The sequence below is a fragment of the Mesorhizobium sp. M1403 genome (assembly GCF_040317695.1).
Taxonomy (GTDB): Bacteria; Pseudomonadota; Alphaproteobacteria; order Rhizobiales; family Rhizobiaceae; genus Mesorhizobium.
This window is the reverse complement of sequence record NZ_JAMYKY010000024.1, coordinates 1-22,078: the sequence shown is the minus strand read 5'-3', so window position 1 is coordinate 22,078 and position 22,078 is coordinate 1. Positions and strand designations below refer to the sequence as shown.

Here is a 22,078-nt window from a genome sequence, read left to right as displayed (position 1 = left end):
CCGGGCGTTCAGCGCCCGGCAGGAGTAACAACTAAACGCTCGGCAGGTGGCAGCTCAAGCCAGCTTGGCCAGCAGCTTCATGAAAATGGCCGCCTCCTTGGCGGAAAGCGGTGCCAGCGTTTCCTGCGTAATCTCGCGGGCAAGCGGAATCAGCCGCTCGATCGCGTCGCGCCCCTCGGCCGTCAGATTGACCAGCAGGCGCCGTTTGTCGACTTCGTGTTTGCTAAGTTCGACAAAGCCTCGCGCTTTCAGCCGGTCGATGACACCTTTCACCGTCGCCGCATCCATGGCGATCAGGCTGCCAAGCTGGTTCTGCGAGGTCTCGCCGACGTCGCGCAATTTGGCCAGGGCGGCAAATTGCGGCGGCGTCAGATCGGCGATGTGTGCGGCGAAGATCGAGACATGGCGCTGGTGCGCCTTGCGCAGGATAAAGCCGACCTGCTCCTGCAAGCGATAGTCGTTTTCGTCAGGCTCCTCGGCCTCGACCAGCTTGAGCAGATTGTCTTCGGCGCTCACCTCAGCCCATCCCATGCCTTGATGTCCTTGGCAGCCAGCCCGCCCATGCGGTCATGCACGCGCGGGCCGCAGGTCATTGCGAGGCAAAACAGGATCTCGTCGGGACGCGGGCCATCGCTGATGCCGATTTCCATGGCATCGAAATGGCTGCGCACATAGGCCGCGTTGATGTGGCCGAGCGGCACATCGAGCCGCGCGCCGAAGCCGCCGACCTTCTTCGACGACGGCACGATCGACTTGGCGTCGCCAAGCCGTTCGCGCATGGCATAGCCGCCCGGCACATGCCACAGCGCGCCATGCTCCAGCTCGCCCGCCGCGCCGACGATGGCACCCTTGCCGTAACCGTCGATCTGTTTCACGTCGCCGCCCAATGCGGCAATGAGCCTGTCGGAGAGCAGCAGCCCGAGCGGCTTCAAATCCTCCATCGCGCTCTGCAGTTCCTCGACGTAACGGCCGGCGAACGGGTTCTTCACCACAGCCATGGCCGCGGCGCGGCGCCGCGGCACCTTCGCCACCGGCCCGCCTTCGTGAAAAATCTCTTCGGTCAGCACGGCGATCTTGCGGATCGGAAACTCAGGCATGAGCAATTTCCCTCTCTAAAACTTTGTTGGCGAGCGCCATCGGACCTGCGATGCGCACCTGACCGCCGAGGAAAAGCGCCGCGGCGGCAATCAGGCCGCGCCGCCGAAACTCCTCGGCAACGGCAAATCCGCTTTCCAGCGCAATAGCGATTTCAGCGGCGGAAAGCGGCCCCACGCCCTGCGTCACCAAACGGTCGCCGAGATCGCTGTCCGGTGCGAGATCGTGCGCCCGTATGCGCCTAACGGCCGGATGACCGGGCACGTCGACGGCGTTGGCGATCAAGGTCGCGGCGGCATCGGCTGCAGCACCCGTCCGCGCCAGCACCGTGACCGCGTCGGCGATGCCGAGCGAAAACGAACGGCCGCGCCAGCCGCTTGTCGCGACACCGCGGATCCCGTCTTCGGCGCGGCTCGTGAGACGGTCTGCCAGCCCGTGACCTGTCCCGGCAATGGCAAGCGTCATCGACTGGCCGTGGCCGAGATGGATCGCGCTGTCGCCGCCATTGTTGACATAGGCGCGCTCGAGCCGGCGGCCGGCAAGCAGAGCGCCAAGCACTTCGTCGGCTACCGAGCCGGCGACGGCCGCCATCGGCGTGATGAATTGTTTCGCTAGCGGAACGACCGCCGCTTCCATGCGACGTGCCGTCGGGCCGACAAACATGCGAGGACGCAGCGGCGCCTGGCGACGCAGTTCGGGCAACTCTTCGACCAGTTCGGGCAGGATTGTCTGGAAGCGCGTTGCCGCCTGATGATAGGCGGCGCGGCATTCGCTCGCCTCGCCGAAGGCCTCGACGATCAGATCGATCGGCCCATGATTGAGGTGAAGCCTTCGGCCGTCCTCGAGCCAATGCGCCTGCGGGCCGTTCATCACCCTGCCCCATTTGTCGTCGCGCGCCGCAGCTGCACCAGCGGCGGCCAGGGATTGTCGCGAGGTGCGGCCTTGCCGCGGCGCGGGTTGAGATACTCGCCGCCCTTGGCCAGGATATCGTCGACGCTGCGGATTTCGGCTTCATAGCCGCCGAGCCTGACATAATCGTCGCGGCGCATGGTGAATTCGATGGGCGCCACCAGCGCCGGCGTCGGGACATAGCCGAAGGCGCCTTCCGGCACGCGGGTGACGTCGACCATCAGCGTGATGCCGCCGCCCGGCCAGACATAGACCGGCGCGCCGCCGACCGTCACATAGGTCTTGAGGCCCTGCACCGAGCGGGTCAGATTGACCGGGTTCTCGGTGACGCCGGCGCGCAGCGAGCCGCCGGCGCCGCCGACGAAAAGCACGGTGCAGAGCGCCGGCTCGCAATTGTCCTCGATCAGTTCAACCGACTTCCGCAGCCGCTCCGGGAACGGTTTCTGCACCGGCTTCAATTCGTCGTCGAGCTCGTAATAGGCGAATTGCTCGCCGGTGGTCGAGACCATCAGCAGCGACATGCCGGGGCGCGCGCCCTTTTTGGCGTTCCATTCACCAAGGATCGACAGCGGGTCGGAAATGCTGGTGCCGCCCCAGCCGACGCCGGGCTCCGACACCTTGAAATAACGGCCCGGCGTCGAACGGCGGCCGATGATCTTGATGCCAGTGTCCTGCCAGCCAAGCACCTTGCCGGCCTGATGCTCGGAGACGACGCCGGTGATGTGGTCGTCGACCACCACCACCTCATCGACAAGGCCGCGCCATTGGGTGGCGAACATGCCTATGGTAGCCGAACCGCAGCCGACGCGCATGCGCTGCTCGAGCTTGCCGTCGATGACAGGCGGCTTGCCGGCTTCGACGATGACGGTGGCGCCGCCGTCGATGACGAGCTCGACCGGTTTGCGGTTGCACAGGCTGAGCATGGCGTCACAGGTGGCGCGCCCTTCAGCCTTCGAGCCGCCGGTCAAATGATGCACGCCGCCCAGCGACAGCATTTGCGAGCCGTATTCGCCGGTCGTGACATGGCCGATCGCCTCGCCTTGGGCACGGACCGTCGCCGTTTCGGGGCCGATATGACGGTCGGTGTCGATCTTCACCTTGACGCCGCAATAGGAGAAGATGCCCTCGGTGACGACGGTGACCAGATCGACGCCCTCGACCTCCTGGCTGACGATGAAGGGCGCCGGCTTGTAATCGGGGTAGGTGGTGCCGGCGCCGATCGCAGTGACGAAGCGGCGGCCGGTGTTGACCAGTTCGCCGTCCCAGCCCTTGCCTTCCTCGGCAAAGGGCACGACCGCGCCGCCTGTCTCGGCCGCGTGGTCGAGGATGGTCAGCGGATCCATCCGCACGATCCTGCCGCCAACATTGCCGTAGCGATCGCAGGCGCCGGTGCGGCTATCGGCGATGTAGCACATGACCGGACAGGCATCGCAGCGGATCTTCTCCGCTACCAGCTTCTCGCCGGGATCGTGTGTCTCGAAGCGTTCGGCAAGCTCGCTCATCGGCGCGCCTCCTTGTCGCGGATGGCGGCGCGGATGCGGGTCGGCGTCGCCGGAATTTTGGTGACCACCACACCGGCGGCATGGCGTATGGCGTTGAGGATCGCCGGCGCCGTCGGGATCAGCACATGCTCGCCCAAACCCTTGGCGCCGAAGGGTCCTTCCGGATCCGGAACTTCTATCAAGATGGTCTCGATCGGCGGCACGTCGCCGATCGTCGGGATCAGATAGTCGTGCAGGTTTTCGGTGCGGCCGGGGATGTATTCTTCCATCAGCGCCATGCCGATGCCCTGGGCGATGCCACCCTCGATTTGGCCTTCGGCAAGCAAGGGATTGATGGCCTTGCCGACATCGTGCGCGGCGGTGATTTTTATCAGCTTCACGGTGCCGAGCCTGAGGTCGACCTCCAGTTCGGCGATCTGGGCGCCATAGCCATAGACGGCGTAAGGCTTGCCCTGACCTTTTGCATCGAGCGGCTGCGTCGGCGGGTCGTAGCTTTCCTCGGCCCGGAAGACGAATCCTTCGGCGTCTGCCTGCAGCGAGGAAAGATCGATGCGGCGCGTCGCTTCGCCTTCCCCGATGCTCAGACTTGTGCCGTCCAGCGCAATCGCCGCCTTTTCCGAGACATTGGCGAAACGCAAGATCTCATCGCGCAAGGCGCGGCCGGCCTTTTCGGCGGCCTTGCCGGTGACGAAGGTCTGGCGCGAGGCCGATGTCTTGCCGGCGTCGGGGGTGATCGCCGTGTCGGCGCCTTTCAGCCGGAGCTTTTCAAGCGGAAGCCCCAACGCGTCGGCGCAGATCTGCGCGATGACAGTGTTCGAACCTTGCCCGATATCGACCGCCCCCTGATGCAGGACGACTTCACCCGATACCGAGATGCCGACCTTGATGGTCGACGGATTGGGCAGCGAGGTGTTGCCGCAGCCGTACCAGCAAGAGGCCACGCCGACGCCGCGTTTTTTGATGCTGCTACCGGCATTGAACGCTTCGGCATCACGAAGGGCACGCCGCCAATGTGAGCGGAGGGCCTCCAGGCAGTCGGCGATGCCGACGCCTGACTCGAGCCGCTGCCCGGTAACTGTTTCGGATCCGTTCCGAAGGCAGTTCTTCAGGCGAAAGTCGAGCCGGTCCATGCCTAGCTTGTCGGCCAACTCGTCATAGAGGGTCTCCTGCATGATCGTCGCCTGCGGCACGCCGAAACCGCGAAAGGCGCCGGCAATCGGGCCATTGGTGTGGATGGCGCGGCCTTCGGCGCGATAGTTCGGCGTCGCATAGGGGCCGGAGGCGTGCACCGGCACGCGGTTGGCGACCGTCGGCCCCCAGCTGGCATAGGCGCCGGTGTTGAAATCGCCGGCGAAGACCATGCCGGTGACGCGGCCGTCGGCATCGGCGCCGATGCTCGCTCTCATCCGAGCGGGATGGCGCTTGGTGGTCGAGATCATCGATTCGGTGCGGGTATAGGCGAGTGCCGCCGACCGGCCGGTTTTCATGGCGACGAGGCCGATGAGCGGTTGCAGCGAGACATCGAGCTTGGAGCCGAAGCCGCCGCCGGTGGCGGTCGGCACGATGCGCACCTTTTCCGGGGCAAGGCCGAGCACTTTTGCCGTGTCGTCGCGGTCCATATAGGGGGCCTGCGTGCAGGCGACGACGACCAGCGTATCGCCGTCCATGAAGGCATAGCCGGCTTCCGGTTCGATATAGGCATGCTCGACATAGGAGGTGTCGATGGCGCCGGAAACGACGAAAGCCGCACCGGCAAGGGCGGCCTCGGGGTCGCCACGCTCGACGAAGCCGGAGGTGAGCAAGTTCGAGGGCCGGTTTTCATGGACCAGTGACGCACCGCCGGCCTGTGCTTCGCAAGGCTCCAGAAAATGCGGCAATTCGGTCCAACTGACAGGAAAATCGGCAAGGTCGAGATCGACGATGGCCTCGCGTTCGCCGGCAACCAGCGCCACCGCCTCGCCGCGAAAGCGCGAAAATGCTTCGGCCAGCGCCGGCTGGTCGGCGAAGGGCGCGATGACGCCGAAACAATTCTTTCCCGGAATGTCGGCGGCGGTAAAGACGCCGGCAATGCCGGGACGGGATTTCACCCAGCCATCGAGATCGCCGAAGCTGAAGGCCGCATGATAATGCGGCGAGCGGATCACCAGCACCGACAGTGCATCCATGGGAAAGGAATCGCCGCCGAATTTTTCGACGCCGGTGACTTTCGGCACGCCATCGAGGCGGATCGGAGAGGAGCCGACGGCATGGCCGGACAATGGCATGCGCGGATCGAGACCATCGGCGTGGCGCCAAGCATCCATCACCGCGGCGACGATCTTGCGGTAGCCGGTACAGCGGCAGAGCACGCCGCCCAGCGCATCCTGCGTTTCGGCCTCGCTCGGGTAAGGCGTCCTGTCCAGGAGTGCCGTTGCGGCGACCAGCAGGCCGGGCGTGCAGGCGCCGCATTGTGCTGCGCCATGGCTGAGAAACGAGGCCTGCAGCGCCGACAGCCTGCCATCGCCGAGACCTTCGACGGTCGTCACCACGGTGCCGGAGGCGGAAGCCGCCGGCATCAGGCAGGCGCAGACCGGCTCGCCGTCGACCAGCACCGTGCAGGCGCCGCAATCGCCGGCATCACAGCCGATCTTGGTGCCGGTCAGCCGCAGCTCGTCGCGCAACACGGCGGATAGCCGCCGCACCGGCGGCACGCAAACGCTGACGGCGGCGCCGTTGACCTCGAAGGCGATGTCGGCGCGCTCCATGCCCATCATGCTGCCGCCCTTTCGCCGGGAATAGCGCCCACAGCACCAAGCACGGCACGGGCAACGATCTCGCGCGCCGCATCCAGCCGATATTCGGCGCTGCCGCGCACGTCGCCGATCGGCGACAGCTCGTCCATTGGCGCGGATTGGATGGCAGTGGCCAGCGCGGGGCCGACCGGACGGCCGCGCAGCGCCGCCTCGACGCCCGCCAAGCGCCTGGCGACGACCGAGCAGGACCCGACGGCCACGACCGCGTTCCTGACGATGCCATCTTCGATGGCCAGGCGTGCGGCGGCCATGGCGATGGAGATGACGAGATAACGCCGTGCGCCAAGCTTCACGAAGGCGGAGCTGCCGGCGGTCGCGGGTTTGGGAATGCGGATTGCCGTGACCATTTCGCCGGGCTGCAGAGCGGTGCGACGGTTGCCGAGGATGAATTCTGCAAGGGGCAGATGCCGGGTCGCCACCGAGGAACGCAGTTCGACCTCGGCGTCGAGCACCAGCAGCGCCGGCACGCCGTCGGCGGCCGGCGAGGCATTGCAAAGATTGCCGGCAATCGAGGCAACGTTCTGGATCTGCACCGAGCCGACTTCCCGCGCCGCCTGCTTCAGCGCGTCGAAAGCCGCCGGCAGCGGATGGCGGACGAGATCGGTCCAGGTGGTGCGCGCGCCAACGAGCCAATGGTTCTCGGCTTCGGCAATGCCGCGCAATGCCGCCAAGCCATTGATGTCGAGGACATTGTCGCGGAAAGGCTTGCTGCCCTGTGCCGGATAGAAGTCGGTGCCGCCGGCGAGGATGCGCCATTGTCCTTCGCCCAGCAAAGCGAGGGCGTCGTCGACCGTGGTGGGTTTTGCGTAACGGATCACGCTTTGCCTTCCCAGAATGGACTTCCCGAGAGGGGATCCTGCCGAAAGATTTTCCCGAGCATGCAAGGCAGGAAATTCATTCGTATGCAAATGATATCAAGCCGGCAGGAATTGTCAAAGCCAGAGTTTGCACGGCTATGGGCACCGGTGCGCCCGGAACGCATTTGTTATGCCGTGAGAGGTTGACGCAGCCGGCCATCTGGTCAAGTTTCTGCGTCCGGTCGCGTTTTCATTGGAGCCTAAGCTCAAGACCAAGAAAATAAGGAGGCTCCATGGCCGACGAAGCGCTTGTCGTCATCGACCTGCAGAACGATTTCTGCCCGGGTGGCGCCCTGGAAGTGGCTGGCGGCGACGAAATCGTGCCGTTGGTCAACGACCTGATCCGGCGGACCGAGCACGTCCTGCTGACGCAGGACTGGCACCCTGCCGGCCATTCCAGCTTTGCCTCCAGCCACCCCGGCAAGCAACCGTTCGAAACGATCGATGTGCCTTATGGCCACCAGACGCTGTGGCCGGATCACTGCATCCAGGGCAGCCTGGGATCGGATTTCCATTCGGGCCTCGCCTGGAGCAAGGCCGAGCTGGTGATCCGCAAAGGGTTCCGTCCTGCGATCGACAGCTATTCGGCATTCTTCGAGAACGACCGGACGACGCCGACCGGCCTTGCCGGCTATCTTCGGGATCGGAACATCGAGACGCTGACCCTGGTCGGCCTAGCGACGGATTTCTGCGTCGCCTTTTCGGCGCTCGACGCGGTCAAGCTCGGTTTTGAGACGTCCGTGCGGCTCGACGCCTGCCGCGGCATCGATCTCAACGGCTCCGTGGAGAGGATGCTGGGCCGGATGCGCGATGCCGGCGTGGCACTGATTTGAACGTCATCCAGCCGAACCTGACAGACTTTTGAGGGGCTCCATGCGGTTTGCGGCGTTGACGGCAAGTGCTGCACTGATTGCCGCAATCTTTTCTCCGGGAGCGGTTCTCGCGGCCGAAGCGCACGAATTGCCGGGCGCCGCCATGTCGCTGTGGTGGGTGCTGCCGTTTGCCGGGCTATTGCTTTGCATCGCGACCGGGCCGTTGCTCTTCCGTCATGCCTGGGAGCACCATTACGGCAAGATTGCCGCTTTCTGGGCAGCGTTGGTGATCGGGCCGCTGGCGCTCGCCTTCGGCATCCCGTCGGCAACGCAGGCGGTGCTGCACGCGCTGCTCACCGAATACATGTCGTTCATCATCCTGTTGTTCGCACTGTTCACCATTTCGGGCGGCATCTTCGTTGCCGGCAACATCCACGGCACGCCGCTGGTCAATGCCGGGCTGTTGCTGGGCGGCGCTGTGCTTGCTTCGATCATCGGCACAACCGGCGCCTCGATGATCCTGATCCGGCCGCTCATCCGCGCCAACGACAACCGGCGCTTCAACGCCCATGTCGTCATCTTCTTCATCTTCCTGGTGTCCAACATCGGCGGGTCGCTGACGCCGCTCGGCGATCCGCCGCTGTTCGTCGGCTTCCTGCGCGGCGTCGATTTCTTCTGGACGACAGTTCACCTGTTGCCCGAGACACTGTTCGTCGCCGGCGTGGTGCTGGCGGTTTTCCTGGCGATCGACATCATCATGCATCACCGGGAGGAAGGCGCGCCGAAGATCAAGGATCCGACGCCCGACAGCAAGGTGCGCATTCGCGGCCTGGCCAACATCCCGCTGCTGGCAGGGGTGATCGCCGCGATCCTGATTTCCGCTGCCTGGAAGCCGGGAGTGAGTTTCTCTTTTCAGGGCGTCAGCCTCGAGCTGCAGAATCTGGTGCGCGACGCCGCCATCCTGATACTGGCCTTCACGTCGCTTGTCGTCTCGCCAAAGGAGTTTCGCGGCGCAAACGCCTTCAGCTGGGGGCCGATTGCCGAGGTGGCGAAGCTGTTCGCCAGCATCTTCATCTGCATCGTGCCGGTCGTCGCCATATTGCGGGCCGGCCTCGACGGCGCGCTGGCGCCGTTGGTGCTGCTGGTCAGCTCGCCGACCGGCGCGCCCGACAATCTCGCTTATTTCTGGCTGACCGGGGCGCTGTCGTCCTTCCTCGACAATGCGCCGACCTATCTGGTGTTCTTCGAGCTGGCCGGCGGCGATGCGCAGCATCTGATGACCGAGCTCGCCTCGACGCTGGCGGCCATCTCGGCCGGCGCGGTGTTCATGGGTGCCAACACCTATGTCGGCAATGCGCCGAATTTCATGGTCTATGCCATTGCCAGGCATCGCGGCATCAAGATGCCGAGCTTCTTTGGCTACATGGCGTGGTCGGGCGCCGTGCTGATCCCGACTTTCCTGCTCGCCGGCTTGCTGTTTTTTGCCTGATCAGCCGACGCCGACATAGCGGCGGACCGCCGAGGGATCAGCACGCAGTTCCTCAACGTCGACCGTCTCGCGGTTGCGGCCGTTTTCGATGAAGCAAACGCGGTCTGCGACCGAGAGCACGGCATCGACGCGCTGCTCGACAAGGATTGTCGACACGCCAAGCGCACGCAGCTTCGAAACGGTTTCGCGGATCTTGGCGATCATCGACGGCATCAGCCCTTCGGTCGGCTCGTCGAGTAGGAGCACCTGTGGTTCCAGACACAGGGCGCGGGCCATGGCCAGCATCTGCTGCTCGCCGCCCGATAGCGTGCCAGAACGCTGCCTAAGGCGCTGGCGCAGCAGCGGGAAGAGATCGAGCACGTTTTCGCGCGTCGCCTTGCCCTTGTTGCGGGCCATCAGGCCGATCTCGATGTTTTCAGCCACCGTCATCTCGGCGAACAGCCGCCGGCCCTGCGGCACATAGGCGACGCCGGCCTTGGGCACCTCGTGCGCCGGCAGGCCGGTCAATTCCCGCCCTTCGAGCCGGATCGAGCCGGCGCTTGCCGGCACCAGGCCCATGATCGCCTTCAGCGTCGTCGTCTTGCCGGCGCCGTTGCGGCCGAACAGGCAGAGCACCTCGCCCTCGCTCAAGACGAGATCGAGGCCATAGAGCACCTGGACCTCGCCATAGAAGCAATCAAGCCCAGAGATCGTCAGTGCCCTGGACTGGGCCTCAGCCATGGGTCGTCCCCAGATAGGCGTCCTGCACCGCGGCATTGGCGCGGATCTGCTCGGGCGTGCCTTCAGCTAAAATCCTGCCGGCGTTGAAGACGGTGATGCGGTCGGCGAGCTGCATGACCACCGGCATGTTGTGCTCGATCAAAAGCACGGTGGCGCTATCGGCGATCTCGCGCACCAGCTCGATGAAATTGTCGATCTCGCTGTCGGCCAGCCCTTGCGTCGGTTCGTCGAGGATCAGCAGCCGCGGCTTCAGTGCCAGCCCCATCGCCACTTCCAACAGGCGCTGGTGACCGTAGGACAACTGCCCGGCCGGCATTTGCGCCCAGTCGGCAAGTCCGGTGCGCTCGAGCGCCGCCATGACGCCGGTGTGAACCGCGCCCTTCGAGCGGCTGTCGGTCAGCGTGCGCTGCACCGGCAGGGCAACATTGTCGTAGGCGCTGAGATTGGCAAAGACGCTGGTGATCTGGAATGTATAGGCGATGCCAAGGCGAACCCTGGCGTAGGCAGGCAGGCTGGTGATATCGGCGCCGTCGAAGATGATCGTGCCCGACGAGGGCTGGATGCGGCCGCTGACCAGGCTGACGAAGGTGGTCTTGCCGGCACCGTTGGGGCCGATGACAGCGCGGATCTCGCCCGGCATCAGCGCGAAGTCGACGCCGTCGACGGCGCGCAAGCCGCCGAAACTGCGCGACAGGTCTTTGGTGGTCAAAAGCGGCATCATGGCAGCCATCCGAGCCAGCGCTGGCGAATGCTGCCGAGAATGCCTTTTGGGAAAAACAAAACCAGCAGGATCAGCGCGATGCCGACGATCAGCAGATAGGCGGAGGTGTAGCCGCTAGCGACGTCGATGACATAGTACATGAACAGCGTGCCGATCAGCGGCCCGAGCGTGGTGGCAGCACCCCCCAGCAGCACCCAGAGCAGCGGCAGGATGGAATACTGCACCGAAGCGAAGCTCGAGCCGACATAGCCGAACAGCAGCGCATAGGCGGCGCCGGAACCCGCGCAGATGGTGCCGGAGACGATGACGGCGGCGAGCTTGTTGGAAAACGTATCGTAGCCGAGCATTTTTGTCCGCTCCTCGTTCTCGCGGATGGCGACCAGCACGCGGCCATAGCCGGAGCGGACTATGGCCAGGCTTATAAGCAGCACGATCGAGAACAGCGCCAGCGCGCTCATATAGCGCACGGTCGGGTTGGTGAGGTCGAGCGACGTGCTGCCCAGGACAAGGACACGCATCGACTGCGGTACGACCATGCCCTGGTCGCCGCCGGTCCAGGCGGCGAGATAGAGGATGACGAGATAGAATACCTGAGCGAACATCATTGTTACGATCATGAAGGCGACGCCGGAGGTGCGCAGCGCCAGCAGCGCGATCACCAGCGCGAGAAGTGCGCCGCAGGCAAGCCCGGCTGCAAAGGCGGCCGATACGCTCCAGCCGAGATGAATGACGGCGAGGCCGGCGCCATAGAGCCCGGCTGAAAAAAACATGGCATGGCCGAGGCTGAGCAGCCCGACATAGCCGAACAGCAGATTGTAGCCCATGGCGAAGACCGCCAGCACCATGATGCGAGCGAGCAGGCCGTGATGGTATTCCGGCAAGACGAAGCTCAGGGCGAAAAGCAGGGCGATGACGCCGAGGTGCAGCGCATATGGCTTTGCCGGCGAAGCATCCTTCATCGCGATGCCGTCCCGAACAGGCCCTGCGGCCGGAACACCAGCACCATGGCGACGAGCAAGGTGGCGATGATCTTGGCCAGCGTCGGTGAGAAGAACACCGAGATGATGCCGTCGGAAAGGCCGATCAGCACCGCGGCGACGACCGTGCCGCGCAGCGAGCCGAGGCCGCCGATGATGACGACGATGAACGACAGCAACAGCGGGTCTTGTCCCATCAGATAGTGGGCCTGGCTGATCGGCACGATCAGCACCGCGGCCACAGCCGCCAACATGGCGCCGAGCGCGAAGACGCCGGCATAGACTCTGGTCACCGGAATGCCAAAGGCCTGCGCCGTCTCGCTGTCATATTGCGTGGCGCGCATGATGAGGCCGATTTTCGTGCGCGTCAGCACCAGCCAGGTCGCGACCAGAAGCAGCGCGGATGCGGCGATGATCGACAGCTTGTAGCCGGAATAGCCGAACCACGGCAGGAGGATGCGGTAGCTGAACGGCGGCTCCACAGGCCGCGCCTCCGGGCCGTAGAAGGTCAGCGCCAATTGCTGGATGATGTAGAGCATGCCGATGGTGGCGACGATGGTGGCTTCCGGATTGTAGTTGAGCCGGCGCAGGACCAGCCGTTCGGCGAGCAGTGCGATCAAGCCGACGATCAGCGGCGCCAGCACCAGGGCGGCCAGGAAGCCGAGCGCCGGATGGCCGGATATCGCCGTAGAAATCGCCCAGGCAAGCACCGCGCCCAGCATGAAGAACTCGCCATGCGCGACATTGACGACGCGCATGACGCCGAACACCAGCGACAGGCCAAGCGCCGTCAGCGCCAGGACGGCGGAGGTGACGAGGCCTTCGAGGGCGGCGAGGAGCAGGTGGGGTCCGAAGTGCATCGGCTAAGCACCGGCGGATGCGCGAAGCACCCCCCTCTGGCCAGAGGGGGGTGTCTTGGCGCTCACGCTTGCTGCAGCAGCCAAGCTCACAGCGCCTGCGTCGTGTAATCCCCTTCCGGCTCGTAGAGGCCGTCCTCGATCTTGGTCTTGTGGACGACATTCAGCCGGCCGCCTTCGACCTTGGAGATGTTCTGGATACCAAAACACTGGTGGATCTTGCCGTTGAAGGTTTTCGGTCCCTGCGGATGCTCGGGCCCCTCGGCGAACTCGGTCAACGCCTCGGTCGCCTCGACCAGCTTGGCGCGGTCTTCCGGGCCCTTATAGCCGGCATCCTCCATCGCCTTCTTGACGACGTAGAGCGTTTCCCAGCAGCCGAACATGTGCGCGGCGGTGGAGACGTCCTTGGGATCGCCGACAGATGCACCATTGTCGTCGATGCCGACGGCGGCACGATAGGCCTTCTGTGCAGGGGAGTCATCGGGCTGCGCATAACGTGGCGAGCCTTCCCAGAAATGGCTGCCGTCGAGGAATTCGAGGCCGGGGCTGTTGATGTCGGTGGCTTCGAGCGAATCGATGAAGCCGAACAATTGCGGCCGGTTGGAGCCGTAGAACTCGCCGAGTTCCTTGACGAAGGTGAGCACCGCCGGGCCGACCATGACGTGGTAAATCACCTCGGTCTCGGCCGGGATCTGCGGAAAATATTTGGTGAAGGAGGATTCCGTCGGCGGGATGGCGATCTGCGCGATGACCTCGGCGCCTTGCGCCTTCAGCGCCGGCGGCAGGTAGTCGCGATGATCGTAGCCGAAAGCGAAATCGGGGAATATCTGCGTTACCTTCTTGCCGGCATTGGCGGCAATCCACGGCGCCATCGACTGGATCTGGCTCTTCACGTCGGTGATGCCGGGCTGGAAGACGTAGCGGTTCAATTTGGTCGACGCGACGTGGTGACCTTCACTGACGACGAAATAGGGCATCTTGGCCTCGCCGGCGGCCGGCGCCGAGCCGATGACGACATGCGAAAACAGCGTGCCGTAGACGATGTCGGTCTTGTGCTGGGAGGCGAATTTGCCGACCACTTCGGCGCCCCGGCCGGGATCGGTGCCGTCATCCTCGATGATCACCTCGACCGGCCGGCCGTTGATGCCGCCGGCATCGTTGATCGCCTTGACCGCCGCGGCCGTGGTCTTCTCGTACCAGCGGCCATAGGCGGCGCCGATGCCGGTGCGGTGCGACTGGAAGCCGATCTTGATCGGCGCCGAGCTCTGCGCCTGGCTGTAGCGCACGAAGCCCGGCGCGACGGCAAGACCGGCGCCGGCGGCAAGGACCTTCAGCGCCGTGCGGCGGGTGAGAGCGGATCTGGAGAGATCGAAAAACCCATTCTTGTCAGTCACGGCAGTTCCCCTTGTTTTTGAGCTTTGACCAATGGCTGTAGCGAGGCGGGCCACTCTTGCTAAGAGGGCCGAAAATTGCATGTGTACAAACTAAATCACCAAAGCTCTGACGTGGCAAGCGAGCTTTCCCCAAGGTTCGATTGACGGGCATCGCGCATCTCGTTCACCCGGCGGTTGGCGTCGCAAGCAGCCACAAGCCGAAGACGGTGTAGGCGATCATCAGCGCGGTGAGCGGGAACTGGCTGAGCGCGGCGCGAGCGGGAACGGGATGCAGCCGCCAGGCCAAGCCATGGGCGACAAGCACTGCAAGCATGTGGCCGGCTATGATGACGCCGGCCTGGAGATTCCACAGCCACCACGCCGAGCCGGCGCCGGCGACGACGCCGGCTTCAATTGGCATTTCGGCGGTACCGAACAGGTTCCAGCCCAGCGCAAACGGGTCGGAGAGAGCGGCAATCGCATATTGGCCGTCGACCAGCAGCGCCGTCAGATAATGCGCGAAGTGATAGGCGAGCGCGATCGGCACGATCGACCAGACCAGCAGCCCTGCGGCGTGGCCGAGGGAATGCTTGCTGCCGGCAAGGTGCTGGCCAAGAAAGACGGCAAGCGCGAACACGGCCGCAAGCACGACAAAGGTCAGCACAAGGCCGAAACTGCCGATGCCGATCAAGGCGGTGCGTCCCGGAAACTCCAGCGGATTGATGCCGAACCGGCCTAGCCAGAAGAAGGTTTTCGACAGGCCGTCGAAGGATACCGACGACAGCGCAAGCAGCAGGAAAGCGACGCCGCTTAGCGGCAGCGGCGCAACCTCGAGCAGCTTAGCGCCCGGCCAGCAGAGTTTGAGCCGGCCGTCCTCGTTGCGTTCGACGATGGCGAAGCGCGCCACCATCGAAAAGAACATTGTCAGGAACTCACCGCTGCGGGTCCAGCCGCGGTAGCCGAAGACCTGCATGGCCGCGAAGCTTAGCAGCCAGTAGACGCCGGCGGCCCAGGCCAGCCGCGCCGGGTCATCGGGCGCCGGGTCGATCAGCTCGAACCAGGCGAAGGCGAAGAACAGCACGAAAGCCGGCCAATAGCCGAGCCATTGGGGCAGCCGCCGTGGCTGCGTTCTGTCGGACAGGCGCGAGACGACGCGGCAAGTCCCGTACCACGGATTGAGCCACGACCAGAGATCGCCGCCGAGCCCTTGCAGCAAAGCCAGCCCAACCCAGAGCAATGTCCATACGGTCAGCGGCAGCGGATTGGAGAGCGGATCGCGGCTGCCGAACAGGCCGGCGGCAATGAGGATTGCAAAGCCGGCAAAGGATATCAGGCTGACAGCAGTCCGCGCGCCGTCGCCGAAGGTGAAAAGCGGCAGGCGTTTGCGCCAGAAGCGGTCGAGGGAGTCCGGCCGCAGTAGCGCCAGGACAAGGAAACTGGCGGCGACGGCGAGCGCGCCACCGGCGACGTAGTAGCCGGTGGGGAGGAGCAGGACGTGGCCGCGGTCGGAGGCATGGGCGAAGGCGGGCGCGGGTGACAGGAGAGCCACCGAAGCGACGAGGCCGGGAAAGGGCCTGATTGCAGAAATGCAGCGCTCTGCGGCGCCCCCCTCTGTCCTGCCGGACATCTCCCCCACTTGGGGGGAGATCGGCGGTTCCGCCGTCGGCTCTCCTTCTGCAACTTTAGCGATTGGCGAAAGCAGCAATGAGGGCGCAATCTCCCCCCTCGTGGGGGAGATGTCCGGTAGGACAGAGGCGGGCGAGAAGGAACTCATACTACGCAAGAGTTCCCTACCTCACACCTTCACCAACTGCTCCACGCGGTCCTTCTGGCCGAAAATGCGCAGATAGCGCTCGATCTCTTTCTCGTCGCCTGTCGACTTGGCCGGATTGTCGGAAAGCTTGACCGCCGGCCTGCCATTGGCCTCGGTGACCTTGCAGACCAGCGAGATGGCGTCGAGCCGGTTGGTCTCGGTCGGTGCGCAGCCTTCGAAATCATTGGTCAGGTTGGTGCCCCAGCCGAAGGACATGCGCACCTTGCCGCGGAAGTGGCGGTAGGTCTCCTCGATGGTCTCGACCTCAAGCCCGTCGGAGAAGATGAGCAGCTTCTGCTTGGGGTCCTTGCCCTTTTCGCGCCACCAGGAAATGATCTTCTCGCCGCCCTCGATCGGCGGCGCGCTGTCGGGGCGGAAGCCGGTCCAGTCGGCGACCCAGTCCGGCGCATCGCGCAGGAACGCCGCGGTGCCGAAGGTGTCCGGCAGCACGATCAGCAAATTGCCGCCGTAGTAGCGCTGCCAGTCCTGCAACACCTTATAGGGCGACTGCTTCAATTCCTTTTCCGAATTGGTGAGCGCGGCGAACACCATCGGCAGCTCATGCGCGTTGGTGCCGAGCGCTTCGAGGTCGTTGTCCATGGCGAGCAGGACGTTGGAGGTGCCGGTAAAGGCCTCGCCGATGCCCTCCTTCAACGCTTCGACGCACCAGCGCTGCCACAGGAACGAATGACGGCGGCGGGTGCCGAAATCCGAAATGCGGATGCCGGGCAGCGCCTTCAGCCGCTCGGTCTTGGCCCACATCTTGGCCTTGGCGCGGGCATAGAGCACGTCGAGCGCAAACGGCCCGAACGCCCGCATGGCCGCGCGCGAGCGCAGTTCGTTGATAATTGCCAGCGCCGGGATCTCCCACAGCGTCGTATACATCCACGGACCGCTGAAGGTGAGCTCGTATTGGCCGTCGCGCCTGGAAAGCTCGTATTCGGGCAGCCGGAAATTTTCCAGCCAGGCGAGGAATTCCGGTTCGAAGATCTGCTTGCGGCCGTAGAAGGTGTTGCCGCCGAGCCAGATCATCTCTTTCTTCGAGAAGCGCAGCGTACGGGCATGGTCGAGCTGCTCGCGCAACTCTGCCTCGTCGATCTCCTCGGCAAGGCGGACCGAAGTGGTGCGGTTGATCAGCGAGAAAGTGGTATCGACCTTGGGATACATGCCCCAGATCATCTGCAGCATCAAAAGCTTGTAGAAATCGGTGTCCAGCAGGCTGCGGACGATCGGGTCGAGCTTCCAGGTGTGGTTGTAGACGCGCCGCGCTATATCGGTCTTTGCCATCGCTCAATGCCGCCTTCGCTGCTCGCTCTAGCTTTTTGTTTAGCGCAATTCCGGATGGAAAACCGCTGCGCACTTTTCCTGGAATTGCTCCAAATGGCTCTTAGCATCGAATTTTTGAAAGCGCCTCCCGCTTTGCGGGCTGGCCCGACAAAAAGAAGCCCCTGCGGCAAGCGTCGCCTACGGCAATTTCGGCCTCAGGATGCGGTCTTGGCGCCGACCACCTTGAGCGCCGGACGCTTGCGGCGAGTGCCGATGCGGCCCGCCACCGGCGCGTCGGCGCGGCGGTCGGCCTGCTCTTTCTCGGCAAACAGCCAGTCGATGAACAATTGCACGATCGGCGCCGACCTCATCTCGTTGCGGCAGACGACGTAGAAATCGTCGACCGCCGGCACGGAAAGGCTGAACGGGGCGACAAGCAGACCCCTGGCGAGCAGTCCGCTTGCCGTCACCGTGTCGCCGAGCGCCACGCCATGGCCGTGGACTGCGGCCTCGGTCGCCATGCGCGCGTCGCCGAGATGGTGGCGGCGGCCGCGCTCCAGGTCCAGCGCATCGGCGGCGGCCAGCCAGGTGTGCCATTCGCGGCCGTCGTCGCCATGCAGGAAGACGTGATCGGCGAGGTCGCGGACGGTGCGGATCGGGCGGTTGTTGATCAGCGTCGGGCTGACCACCGGGAACAGTTCGAGACCCGACCATTTGCGCATCCAGCAATCGGTCCAGCTGCCGTCACCATAGTGCACGCAGACATCGATATGCGGTGCGCGGACGTCCTTGGCATCATTGGATGGGATCAGCGTCAGCCGGATATCCGGATATTGCGAAGTGAAGCTGCCCAGCCGCGGGATCATCCACAGCAATAGCAGCGCCGGCACGCAGGATACCGATAGCGCGCCGGTGCTGGCCGGCCGTGTCATGCGCTGCGTGGCGGCGGCGATGCCGTCGAAGGCGGTCGACACCGCCGGCAGCAACTCGGCGCCGTGCGGCGTGAGCTTCACCCGCTGGCCGGCGCGCTCGAACAGCTTGACGCCCAATGATTGCTCGAGCGCCTTGATCTGATGGCTGATGGCGCCGTGGGTGACGTTCAGCTCGGCCGCCGCCTTGGTCAGCGAGGCATGGCGCGCCGTCGCCTCGAAGGCGCGCAGCGGGTTGAGCGGTGGCAAACGCTTGGCCATTTGGAACCTAAGCTCTGTGAGATTTTCTCACAGCGAACACCCTAACAATATCAATTGATTTTTCAATGCAGCTACAGGACACTTTGCCCAAGCATTGCATCAAGACGTGAAATCTGCAGGCAGCCAACGGCTGCGGCTATCGAGGCCGCCGTCCGCGCTGCACCAGCCATGGAGGACCGACATGGGTTATGACCGCGGCAAGCTCGAAGCGCTGCGCCGCAAATACGGCGAGAGCCATGGCGGCGAAATGTTCGACCCGAAATTCCAGCGTGTCGCCGACAAGATCTTCTCCAAGACCGGCACGCGGCTGGCGCCCTATTCCGGCATCCCGACCTTCCTCGCGGCGCCCTATCGTAAAATCGCCGCCGACAATCCGGATTTCGGCGATCTTCAGGTGGCGATGATCGGTGTGCCGATGGATCTGGGCGTCACCAACCGGCCGGGCGCCCGTTTCGGGCCAAGGGCGCTACGCGCCATCGAGCGCATCGGCCCCTACAATCATGTGCTGGAATGCGCACCGACGCATGAGCTGAAAGTCGCCGACATTGGCGACGTGCCGTTCCAGAGCCGCTACCGGCTGGAGACCAGCCATGACGACATCGAACGCCGCACCAACCAGATCGTCGACGCCGGCGTCCTGCCCTTGTCAGTCGGCGGCGACCATTCGATCAGCCACCCGATCCTGAAGGCTGTCGGCAAGAAGGCGCCGGTGGGCATGATCCATATCGACGCCCATTGCGATACCAGCGGCCTGTTCGACATGACCAAGTTCCACCATGGCGGGCCGTTCCGCAACGCGGTGCTGGACGGCGTGCTCGACCCGAGCCGCACCATCCAGATCGGCATTCGCGGCTCGGCCGAGTACCTTTGGGAGTTCACCTATGAGTCCGGCATGACCGTGGTACATGCCGAAGAGGTGACCGGCCTCGGCATTCCCGCCATCATCGAGAAGGCGCGCAGGATAGTCGGCGACGGCCCGACCTATGTCTCGTTCGACATAGACAGCGTCGATCCGGCCTTTGCGCCGGGCACCGGCACACCGGAAGTCGGCGGGCTGACGACGCGCGAAGTGCTCGAGCTGCTGCGCGGCCTGAAAGGCCTCAACATCGTCGGCGGCGACGTCGTCGAGGTGGCACCGCAGTACGACGCAACCACCAACACGGCGCATGCCGGCGCGCAGGTGCTGTTCGAGATCCTCAGCCTGATGGTCTTCAGCCCGGCAATCACCGGCAAGGCGGGCTGACGCGTTCGACCATGACCCCGAAAAAGTAGGAACCGTTTTTCGGAGACGATCATGGTCCACTAGGGAATCCAAAGGCTACCGCCGCGCTGGAGCCGGCGGTTGCACTCAAACAAACAAGCTTCCAGCAGGGGAATAAAAATGACACTTCACATGAAACTCAAATCATCTATCGCAGCCGTGCTGATGCTCGGTGCGGCCGGTCTTGGTTTCACCACCCAGGCCGTCAATGCCGACGCGATCGACGACATTGTCAAGGCCGGCGCCATCAATGTCGGCATCTTTTCCGATTTCCCGCCCTTCTCCTCGGCCAGCGCCGATATGAGCATCAAGGGCTACGACATCGACGTGGCGCAATCCATCGCCGACCAGCTCAAGGTCAAGCTCAATCTGGTCAGCGTGACCGGGCAGAACCGCATTCCGTACCTGACCGACAAGCGCGTCGACCTGCTGATGAGCGTCGGCTATTCCAAGGAGCGTGAGCAGGTGATCGATTTCGCCGCCGCCTACGCGCCCTATTACATCGCCGTCATCGGCCCTGCAGCACTTGCGGTCAAAGGCAAGGAAGACCTTGCCGACAAGTCGATCGCCGTCAATCGCGGCACGCTGGAAGACACCTCGCTGACCGAGGCAGCACCCGCCTCGGCCGACATCCGCCGCTTCGACAACTACAATTCCGTCATCCAGGCCTTCATTTCGGGCCAGACCCAGCTGATGGTGGTCGGCAACGATGTCGGCGCCCAGGTGCTCGCCCGCCAGGAGGCGCTGAAGCCGGAACAGAAATTCCAGCTTCTCACCTCGCCATCGCATATCGGCCTCAACAAGAAGGAAGACCGCCTCAAGCAAGCGGTCAACGATGCGGTTGCCAAGATGCTGGCCGACGGCAAACTGGACGAAAGCTCGAAGGCCTGGCTGAAGACACCGCTCGATCCCGCCAATCTCAAGGATTGACGGCCGGTGACCTATAGCCTCGACTTCGGCTGGCTTGCCGGGGCGACAGGGGCGATCGCGCGCGGCGCGGCCACGACGATCCTGTTGATCGCCGTGACCACGCTGGCGGGAACGTTGCTCAGCATCCTCGGCGCCGCAGGGCGGCGGAACGGCCCGCTGCTGCTCAAGCGGGCGATCGGCGTCTATGTCGAGGTGATCCGCAACACGCCGTTCCTGGTGCAGCTGTTCTTCATCTTCTTCGGGCTGCCAAGCATCGGCGTGAGGCTCGATCCCGTGCTGGCAGCCATGCTGGCGATGACGCTCAACATGGCGGCCTACACGATCGAGATCGTTGGCGCCGGACTCGACGCGGTGCCGCCCGGGCAGACGGAAGCGGCAATGGCGCTTGGGCTCAGGCCGCGCCGGGTCTTCATCAAGATCGTGCTGCCGCAGGCGCTCAAGGTGATCTATCCGGCGCTGACCAGCCAGATCGTCATCATGATGCTGGAATCCGCCGTGGTGTCGCAGATCGCGGTGCGCGAGCTGACCTATGAAGCCGACATGCTGCAGGCGCGCACGTTCCGGGCTTTCGAGACCTATTTCGTGGTGACGATGGTCTATCTCATCCTGTCGATTGGGCTGCGCCGGCTGCTGGTCGGCGGCGGGCGCCGGCTTCTTGGAGCCGGCGTGTCATGATCGAATTCACCTTCTGGGACATTCTGCGCAACCTGCTGCTGGCGGCGCGCTGGACAGTGCTCTTGTCGTTGGCCGCCTTTGTCGGCGGCGCCGTGGTCGGCATGATCGTGCTGTTCTTCCGGATCGCCAAGAATAAATGGGCGCGGCGGTTTGCCTCCGGCTACATCGCGCTTTTCCAGGGCACGCCGCTGCTGATGCAGCTCTTCCTGATGTTCTTCGGCTTGCCGATGCTGGGCCTGCGCATCGAGCCGTGGACCGCGGCGGTGCTTGGCCTGACCTTCTTTGCCAGCGCCTATCTCGCCGAGATCTGGCGCGGCGGCGTCGATGCGCTGCCGCGCGGCCAGTGGGACGCCGGCGCCAGCCTCGGCCTGCACTATCTGCAGGAACTCCGGCTGATCATCTTGCCTCAGGCGTTTTCGATCACCCGCGCCCCGACCGTCGGCTTCCTGGTGCAGCTGATCAAGTCGACCGCGCTGACCTCGATCATCGGTTTCGAGGAGCTGGTGAGGACATCCAACGCAATCAACAATGCGACCTTCGAACCGTTCAAAGTCTACGGGCTGGTAGCGCTGATCTTCTTCGTCATGTGCTTTCCGCTGACGCAATACGCACGTTCGCTCGAGCAGCGGGCGGCGGCCCGCTGAGCCCAGACATGTTGCATTGACGACGCTGCAGCTAGGAAGCTGTCTCTGCGGTTAGTGCTCGAACGCCTCTTAGGATCAGGATCTGCCTTTCGCCAATGTCCAGTTCTGACGGTGGGCTCAATCGGTGAGGGCAACACACTAGTCTTTCATCAGAGATGGAGTGTGGGCCATGAAGCAGCGAGGTCGCATCTATTA

20 protein-coding genes are annotated in these 22,078 nt (G+C 64.2%); 6 read left to right on the top strand and 14 right to left on the bottom strand.

Annotated elements, in window-relative coordinates; all coding sequences use genetic code 11:
- Positions 1 to 54: 54 nt before the first annotated feature.
- Genes NKH01_RS27680 through NKH01_RS27655 form a run of 6 tightly spaced genes read right to left on the bottom strand, consistent with a single transcriptional unit; the run spans position 55 to position 7,116 of the window.
- Complete coding sequence (locus NKH01_RS27680) at positions 55 to 516, bottom strand: MarR family winged helix-turn-helix transcriptional regulator (protein ID WP_023718174.1); 462 nt, start codon at positions 514 to 516, stop codon at positions 55 to 57.
- Positions 513 to 1,097, bottom strand: a complete 585-nt coding sequence (locus NKH01_RS27675) for an amino acid synthesis family protein (RefSeq protein WP_023718173.1) — start codon at positions 1,095 to 1,097, stop codon at positions 513 to 515. The genes NKH01_RS27680 and NKH01_RS27675 overlap by 4 nt, the downstream gene beginning before the upstream one ends.
- Positions 1,090 to 1,965, bottom strand: a complete 876-nt coding sequence (locus NKH01_RS27670; protein WP_353023358.1) for a UPF0280 family protein — start codon at positions 1,963 to 1,965, stop codon at positions 1,090 to 1,092. Before NKH01_RS27670 ends, NKH01_RS27675 begins: the two co-directional genes overlap by 8 nt.
- On the bottom strand, positions 1,965 to 3,506 hold the full coding sequence (locus NKH01_RS27665) for a 6-hydroxynicotinate reductase (RefSeq protein ID WP_353023356.1): 1,542 nt from the start codon (positions 3,504 to 3,506) through the stop codon (positions 1,965 to 1,967). The genes NKH01_RS27670 and NKH01_RS27665 overlap by 1 nt, the downstream gene beginning before the upstream one ends.
- Positions 3,503 to 6,256, bottom strand: coding sequence for a molybdopterin-dependent oxidoreductase (locus tag NKH01_RS27660; protein ID WP_353023399.1), 2,754 nt, complete (start codon positions 6,254 to 6,256; stop codon positions 3,503 to 3,505). The genes NKH01_RS27665 and NKH01_RS27660 overlap by 4 nt, the downstream gene beginning before the upstream one ends.
- The gene (locus NKH01_RS27655) at positions 6,256 to 7,116 is read right to left on the bottom strand and encodes an FAD binding domain-containing protein (RefSeq protein WP_353023354.1); all 861 of its coding nucleotides are present in this window, start codon (positions 7,114 to 7,116) and stop codon (positions 6,256 to 6,258) included. Before NKH01_RS27655 ends, NKH01_RS27660 begins: the two co-directional genes overlap by 1 nt.
- Before the next feature lie 272 nt (positions 7,117 to 7,388).
- Here NKH01_RS27655 and pncA point away from each other — a divergent pair, with 272 nt between their 5' ends.
- Entirely contained in the window at positions 7,389 to 7,988 is a 600-nt protein-coding gene (gene pncA, locus NKH01_RS27650) for a bifunctional nicotinamidase/pyrazinamidase (protein WP_023718168.1), read from the top strand.
- 40 nt (positions 7,989 to 8,028) lie between these two features.
- Positions 8,029 to 9,456 (top strand): sodium:proton antiporter, encoded by a 1,428-nt coding sequence (locus NKH01_RS27645; RefSeq protein WP_023718167.1) that lies wholly within the window; start codon positions 8,029 to 8,031, stop codon positions 9,454 to 9,456.
- Here the strand turns inward: NKH01_RS27645 and NKH01_RS27640 are convergent, their stop codons facing one another.
- The 8 genes from NKH01_RS27640 to gcvA form a co-directional block, all read right to left on the bottom strand.
- Complete coding sequence (locus tag NKH01_RS27640) at positions 9,457 to 10,176, bottom strand: ABC transporter ATP-binding protein (protein WP_352484342.1); 720 nt, start codon at positions 10,174 to 10,176, stop codon at positions 9,457 to 9,459.
- Positions 10,169 to 10,897 carry an ABC transporter ATP-binding protein gene (locus NKH01_RS27635; protein ID WP_023718165.1) on the bottom strand — a complete coding sequence of 243 codons (729 nt, stop codon included), beginning with the start codon at positions 10,895 to 10,897 and terminating at the stop codon, positions 10,169 to 10,171. The genes NKH01_RS27640 and NKH01_RS27635 overlap by 8 nt, the downstream gene beginning before the upstream one ends.
- On the bottom strand, positions 10,894 to 11,856 hold the full coding sequence (locus NKH01_RS27630) for a branched-chain amino acid ABC transporter permease (protein WP_023718164.1): 963 nt from the start codon (positions 11,854 to 11,856) through the stop codon (positions 10,894 to 10,896). Before NKH01_RS27630 ends, NKH01_RS27635 begins: the two co-directional genes overlap by 4 nt.
- Positions 11,853 to 12,734, bottom strand: a complete 882-nt coding sequence (locus tag NKH01_RS27625; protein ID WP_023718163.1) for a branched-chain amino acid ABC transporter permease — start codon at positions 12,732 to 12,734, stop codon at positions 11,853 to 11,855. Before NKH01_RS27625 ends, NKH01_RS27630 begins: the two co-directional genes overlap by 4 nt.
- An 86-nt stretch (positions 12,735 to 12,820) precedes the next feature.
- On the bottom strand, positions 12,821 to 14,125 hold the full coding sequence (locus NKH01_RS27620; protein ID WP_023718162.1) for an ABC transporter substrate-binding protein: 1,305 nt from the start codon (positions 14,123 to 14,125) through the stop codon (positions 12,821 to 12,823).
- Positions 14,126 to 14,288: 163 nt separating this feature from the next.
- Positions 14,289 to 15,731 carry a hypothetical protein gene (locus NKH01_RS27615; RefSeq protein ID WP_353023350.1) on the bottom strand — a complete coding sequence of 481 codons (1,443 nt, stop codon included), beginning with the start codon at positions 15,729 to 15,731 and terminating at the stop codon, positions 14,289 to 14,291.
- Between the two features lie 168 nt (positions 15,732 to 15,899).
- On the bottom strand, positions 15,900 to 17,204 hold the full coding sequence (gene pncB, locus NKH01_RS27610) for a nicotinate phosphoribosyltransferase (RefSeq protein ID WP_353023348.1): 1,305 nt from the start codon (positions 17,202 to 17,204) through the stop codon (positions 15,900 to 15,902).
- A 194-nt stretch (positions 17,205 to 17,398) separates the two neighbouring features.
- The gene (gene gcvA / locus NKH01_RS27605; RefSeq protein ID WP_352467794.1) at positions 17,399 to 18,373 is read right to left on the bottom strand and encodes a transcriptional regulator GcvA; all 975 of its coding nucleotides are present in this window, start codon (positions 18,371 to 18,373) and stop codon (positions 17,399 to 17,401) included.
- Between the two features lie 181 nt (positions 18,374 to 18,554).
- On the opposite strand from gcvA, the gene speB reads away from it, so the two are divergent.
- The 4 genes from speB (at position 18,555) to NKH01_RS27585 (ending at position 21,883) form a co-directional block, all read left to right on the top strand.
- Positions 18,555 to 19,616, top strand: a complete 1,062-nt coding sequence (speB, locus tag NKH01_RS27600) for an agmatinase (protein ID WP_353023346.1) — start codon at positions 18,555 to 18,557, stop codon at positions 19,614 to 19,616.
- A gap of 138 nt (positions 19,617 to 19,754) precedes the next feature.
- Positions 19,755 to 20,564, top strand: a complete 810-nt coding sequence (locus NKH01_RS27595; RefSeq protein WP_031195178.1) for a transporter substrate-binding domain-containing protein — start codon at positions 19,755 to 19,757, stop codon at positions 20,562 to 20,564.
- A gap of 6 nt (positions 20,565 to 20,570) precedes the next feature.
- Positions 20,571 to 21,239 (top strand): amino acid ABC transporter permease, encoded by a 669-nt coding sequence (locus tag NKH01_RS27590; RefSeq protein ID WP_353023343.1) that lies wholly within the window; start codon positions 20,571 to 20,573, stop codon positions 21,237 to 21,239.
- Complete coding sequence (locus NKH01_RS27585; protein WP_023722520.1) at positions 21,236 to 21,883, top strand: amino acid ABC transporter permease; 648 nt, start codon at positions 21,236 to 21,238, stop codon at positions 21,881 to 21,883. The genes NKH01_RS27590 and NKH01_RS27585 overlap by 4 nt, the downstream gene beginning before the upstream one ends.
- Positions 21,884 to 22,078 lie beyond the last annotated feature (195 nt).

What these genes read in the sequence shown, in the direction of transcription:
- NKH01_RS27670 (WP_353023358.1), bottom strand. Translation starts at nt 1,965, where the DNA reads ATGAACGGCCCGCAGGCGCATTGGCTCGAGGACGGCCGAAGGCTTCAC.
- NKH01_RS27595 (WP_031195178.1), top strand. Translation starts at nt 19,755, where the DNA reads ATGACACTTCACATGAAACTCAAATCATCTATCGCAGCCGTGCTGATG.
- NKH01_RS27665 (WP_353023356.1), bottom strand. Translation starts at nt 3,506, where the DNA reads ATGAGCGAGCTTGCCGAACGCTTCGAGACACACGATCCCGGCGAGAAG.
- NKH01_RS27675 (WP_023718173.1), bottom strand. Translation starts at nt 1,097, where the DNA reads ATGCCTGAGTTTCCGATCCGCAAGATCGCCGTGCTGACCGAAGAGATT.
- pncA (WP_023718168.1), top strand. Translation starts at nt 7,389, where the DNA reads ATGGCCGACGAAGCGCTTGTCGTCATCGACCTGCAGAACGATTTCTGC.
- NKH01_RS27625 (WP_023718163.1), bottom strand. Translation starts at nt 12,734, where the DNA reads ATGCACTTCGGACCCCACCTGCTCCTCGCCGCCCTCGAAGGCCTCGTC.
- NKH01_RS27630 (WP_023718164.1), bottom strand. Translation starts at nt 11,856, where the DNA reads ATGAAGGATGCTTCGCCGGCAAAGCCATATGCGCTGCACCTCGGCGTC.
- NKH01_RS27585 (WP_023722520.1), top strand. Translation starts at nt 21,236, where the DNA reads ATGATCGAATTCACCTTCTGGGACATTCTGCGCAACCTGCTGCTGGCG.
- NKH01_RS27635 (WP_023718165.1), bottom strand. Translation starts at nt 10,897, where the DNA reads ATGATGCCGCTTTTGACCACCAAAGACCTGTCGCGCAGTTTCGGCGGC.
- pncB (WP_353023348.1), bottom strand. Translation starts at nt 17,204, where the DNA reads ATGGCAAAGACCGATATAGCGCGGCGCGTCTACAACCACACCTGGAAG.
- NKH01_RS27640 (WP_352484342.1), bottom strand. Translation starts at nt 10,176, where the DNA reads ATGGCTGAGGCCCAGTCCAGGGCACTGACGATCTCTGGGCTTGATTGC.
- NKH01_RS27645 (WP_023718167.1), top strand. Translation starts at nt 8,029, where the DNA reads ATGCGGTTTGCGGCGTTGACGGCAAGTGCTGCACTGATTGCCGCAATC.
- speB (WP_353023346.1), top strand. Translation starts at nt 18,555, where the DNA reads ATGGGTTATGACCGCGGCAAGCTCGAAGCGCTGCGCCGCAAATACGGC.
- NKH01_RS27660 (WP_353023399.1), bottom strand. Translation starts at nt 6,256, where the DNA reads ATGGGCATGGAGCGCGCCGACATCGCCTTCGAGGTCAACGGCGCCGCC.
- gcvA (WP_352467794.1), bottom strand. Translation starts at nt 18,373, where the DNA reads ATGGCCAAGCGTTTGCCACCGCTCAACCCGCTGCGCGCCTTCGAGGCG.
- NKH01_RS27615 (WP_353023350.1), bottom strand. Translation starts at nt 15,731, where the DNA reads ATGTCCGGCAGGACAGAGGGGGGCGCCGCAGAGCGCTGCATTTCTGCA.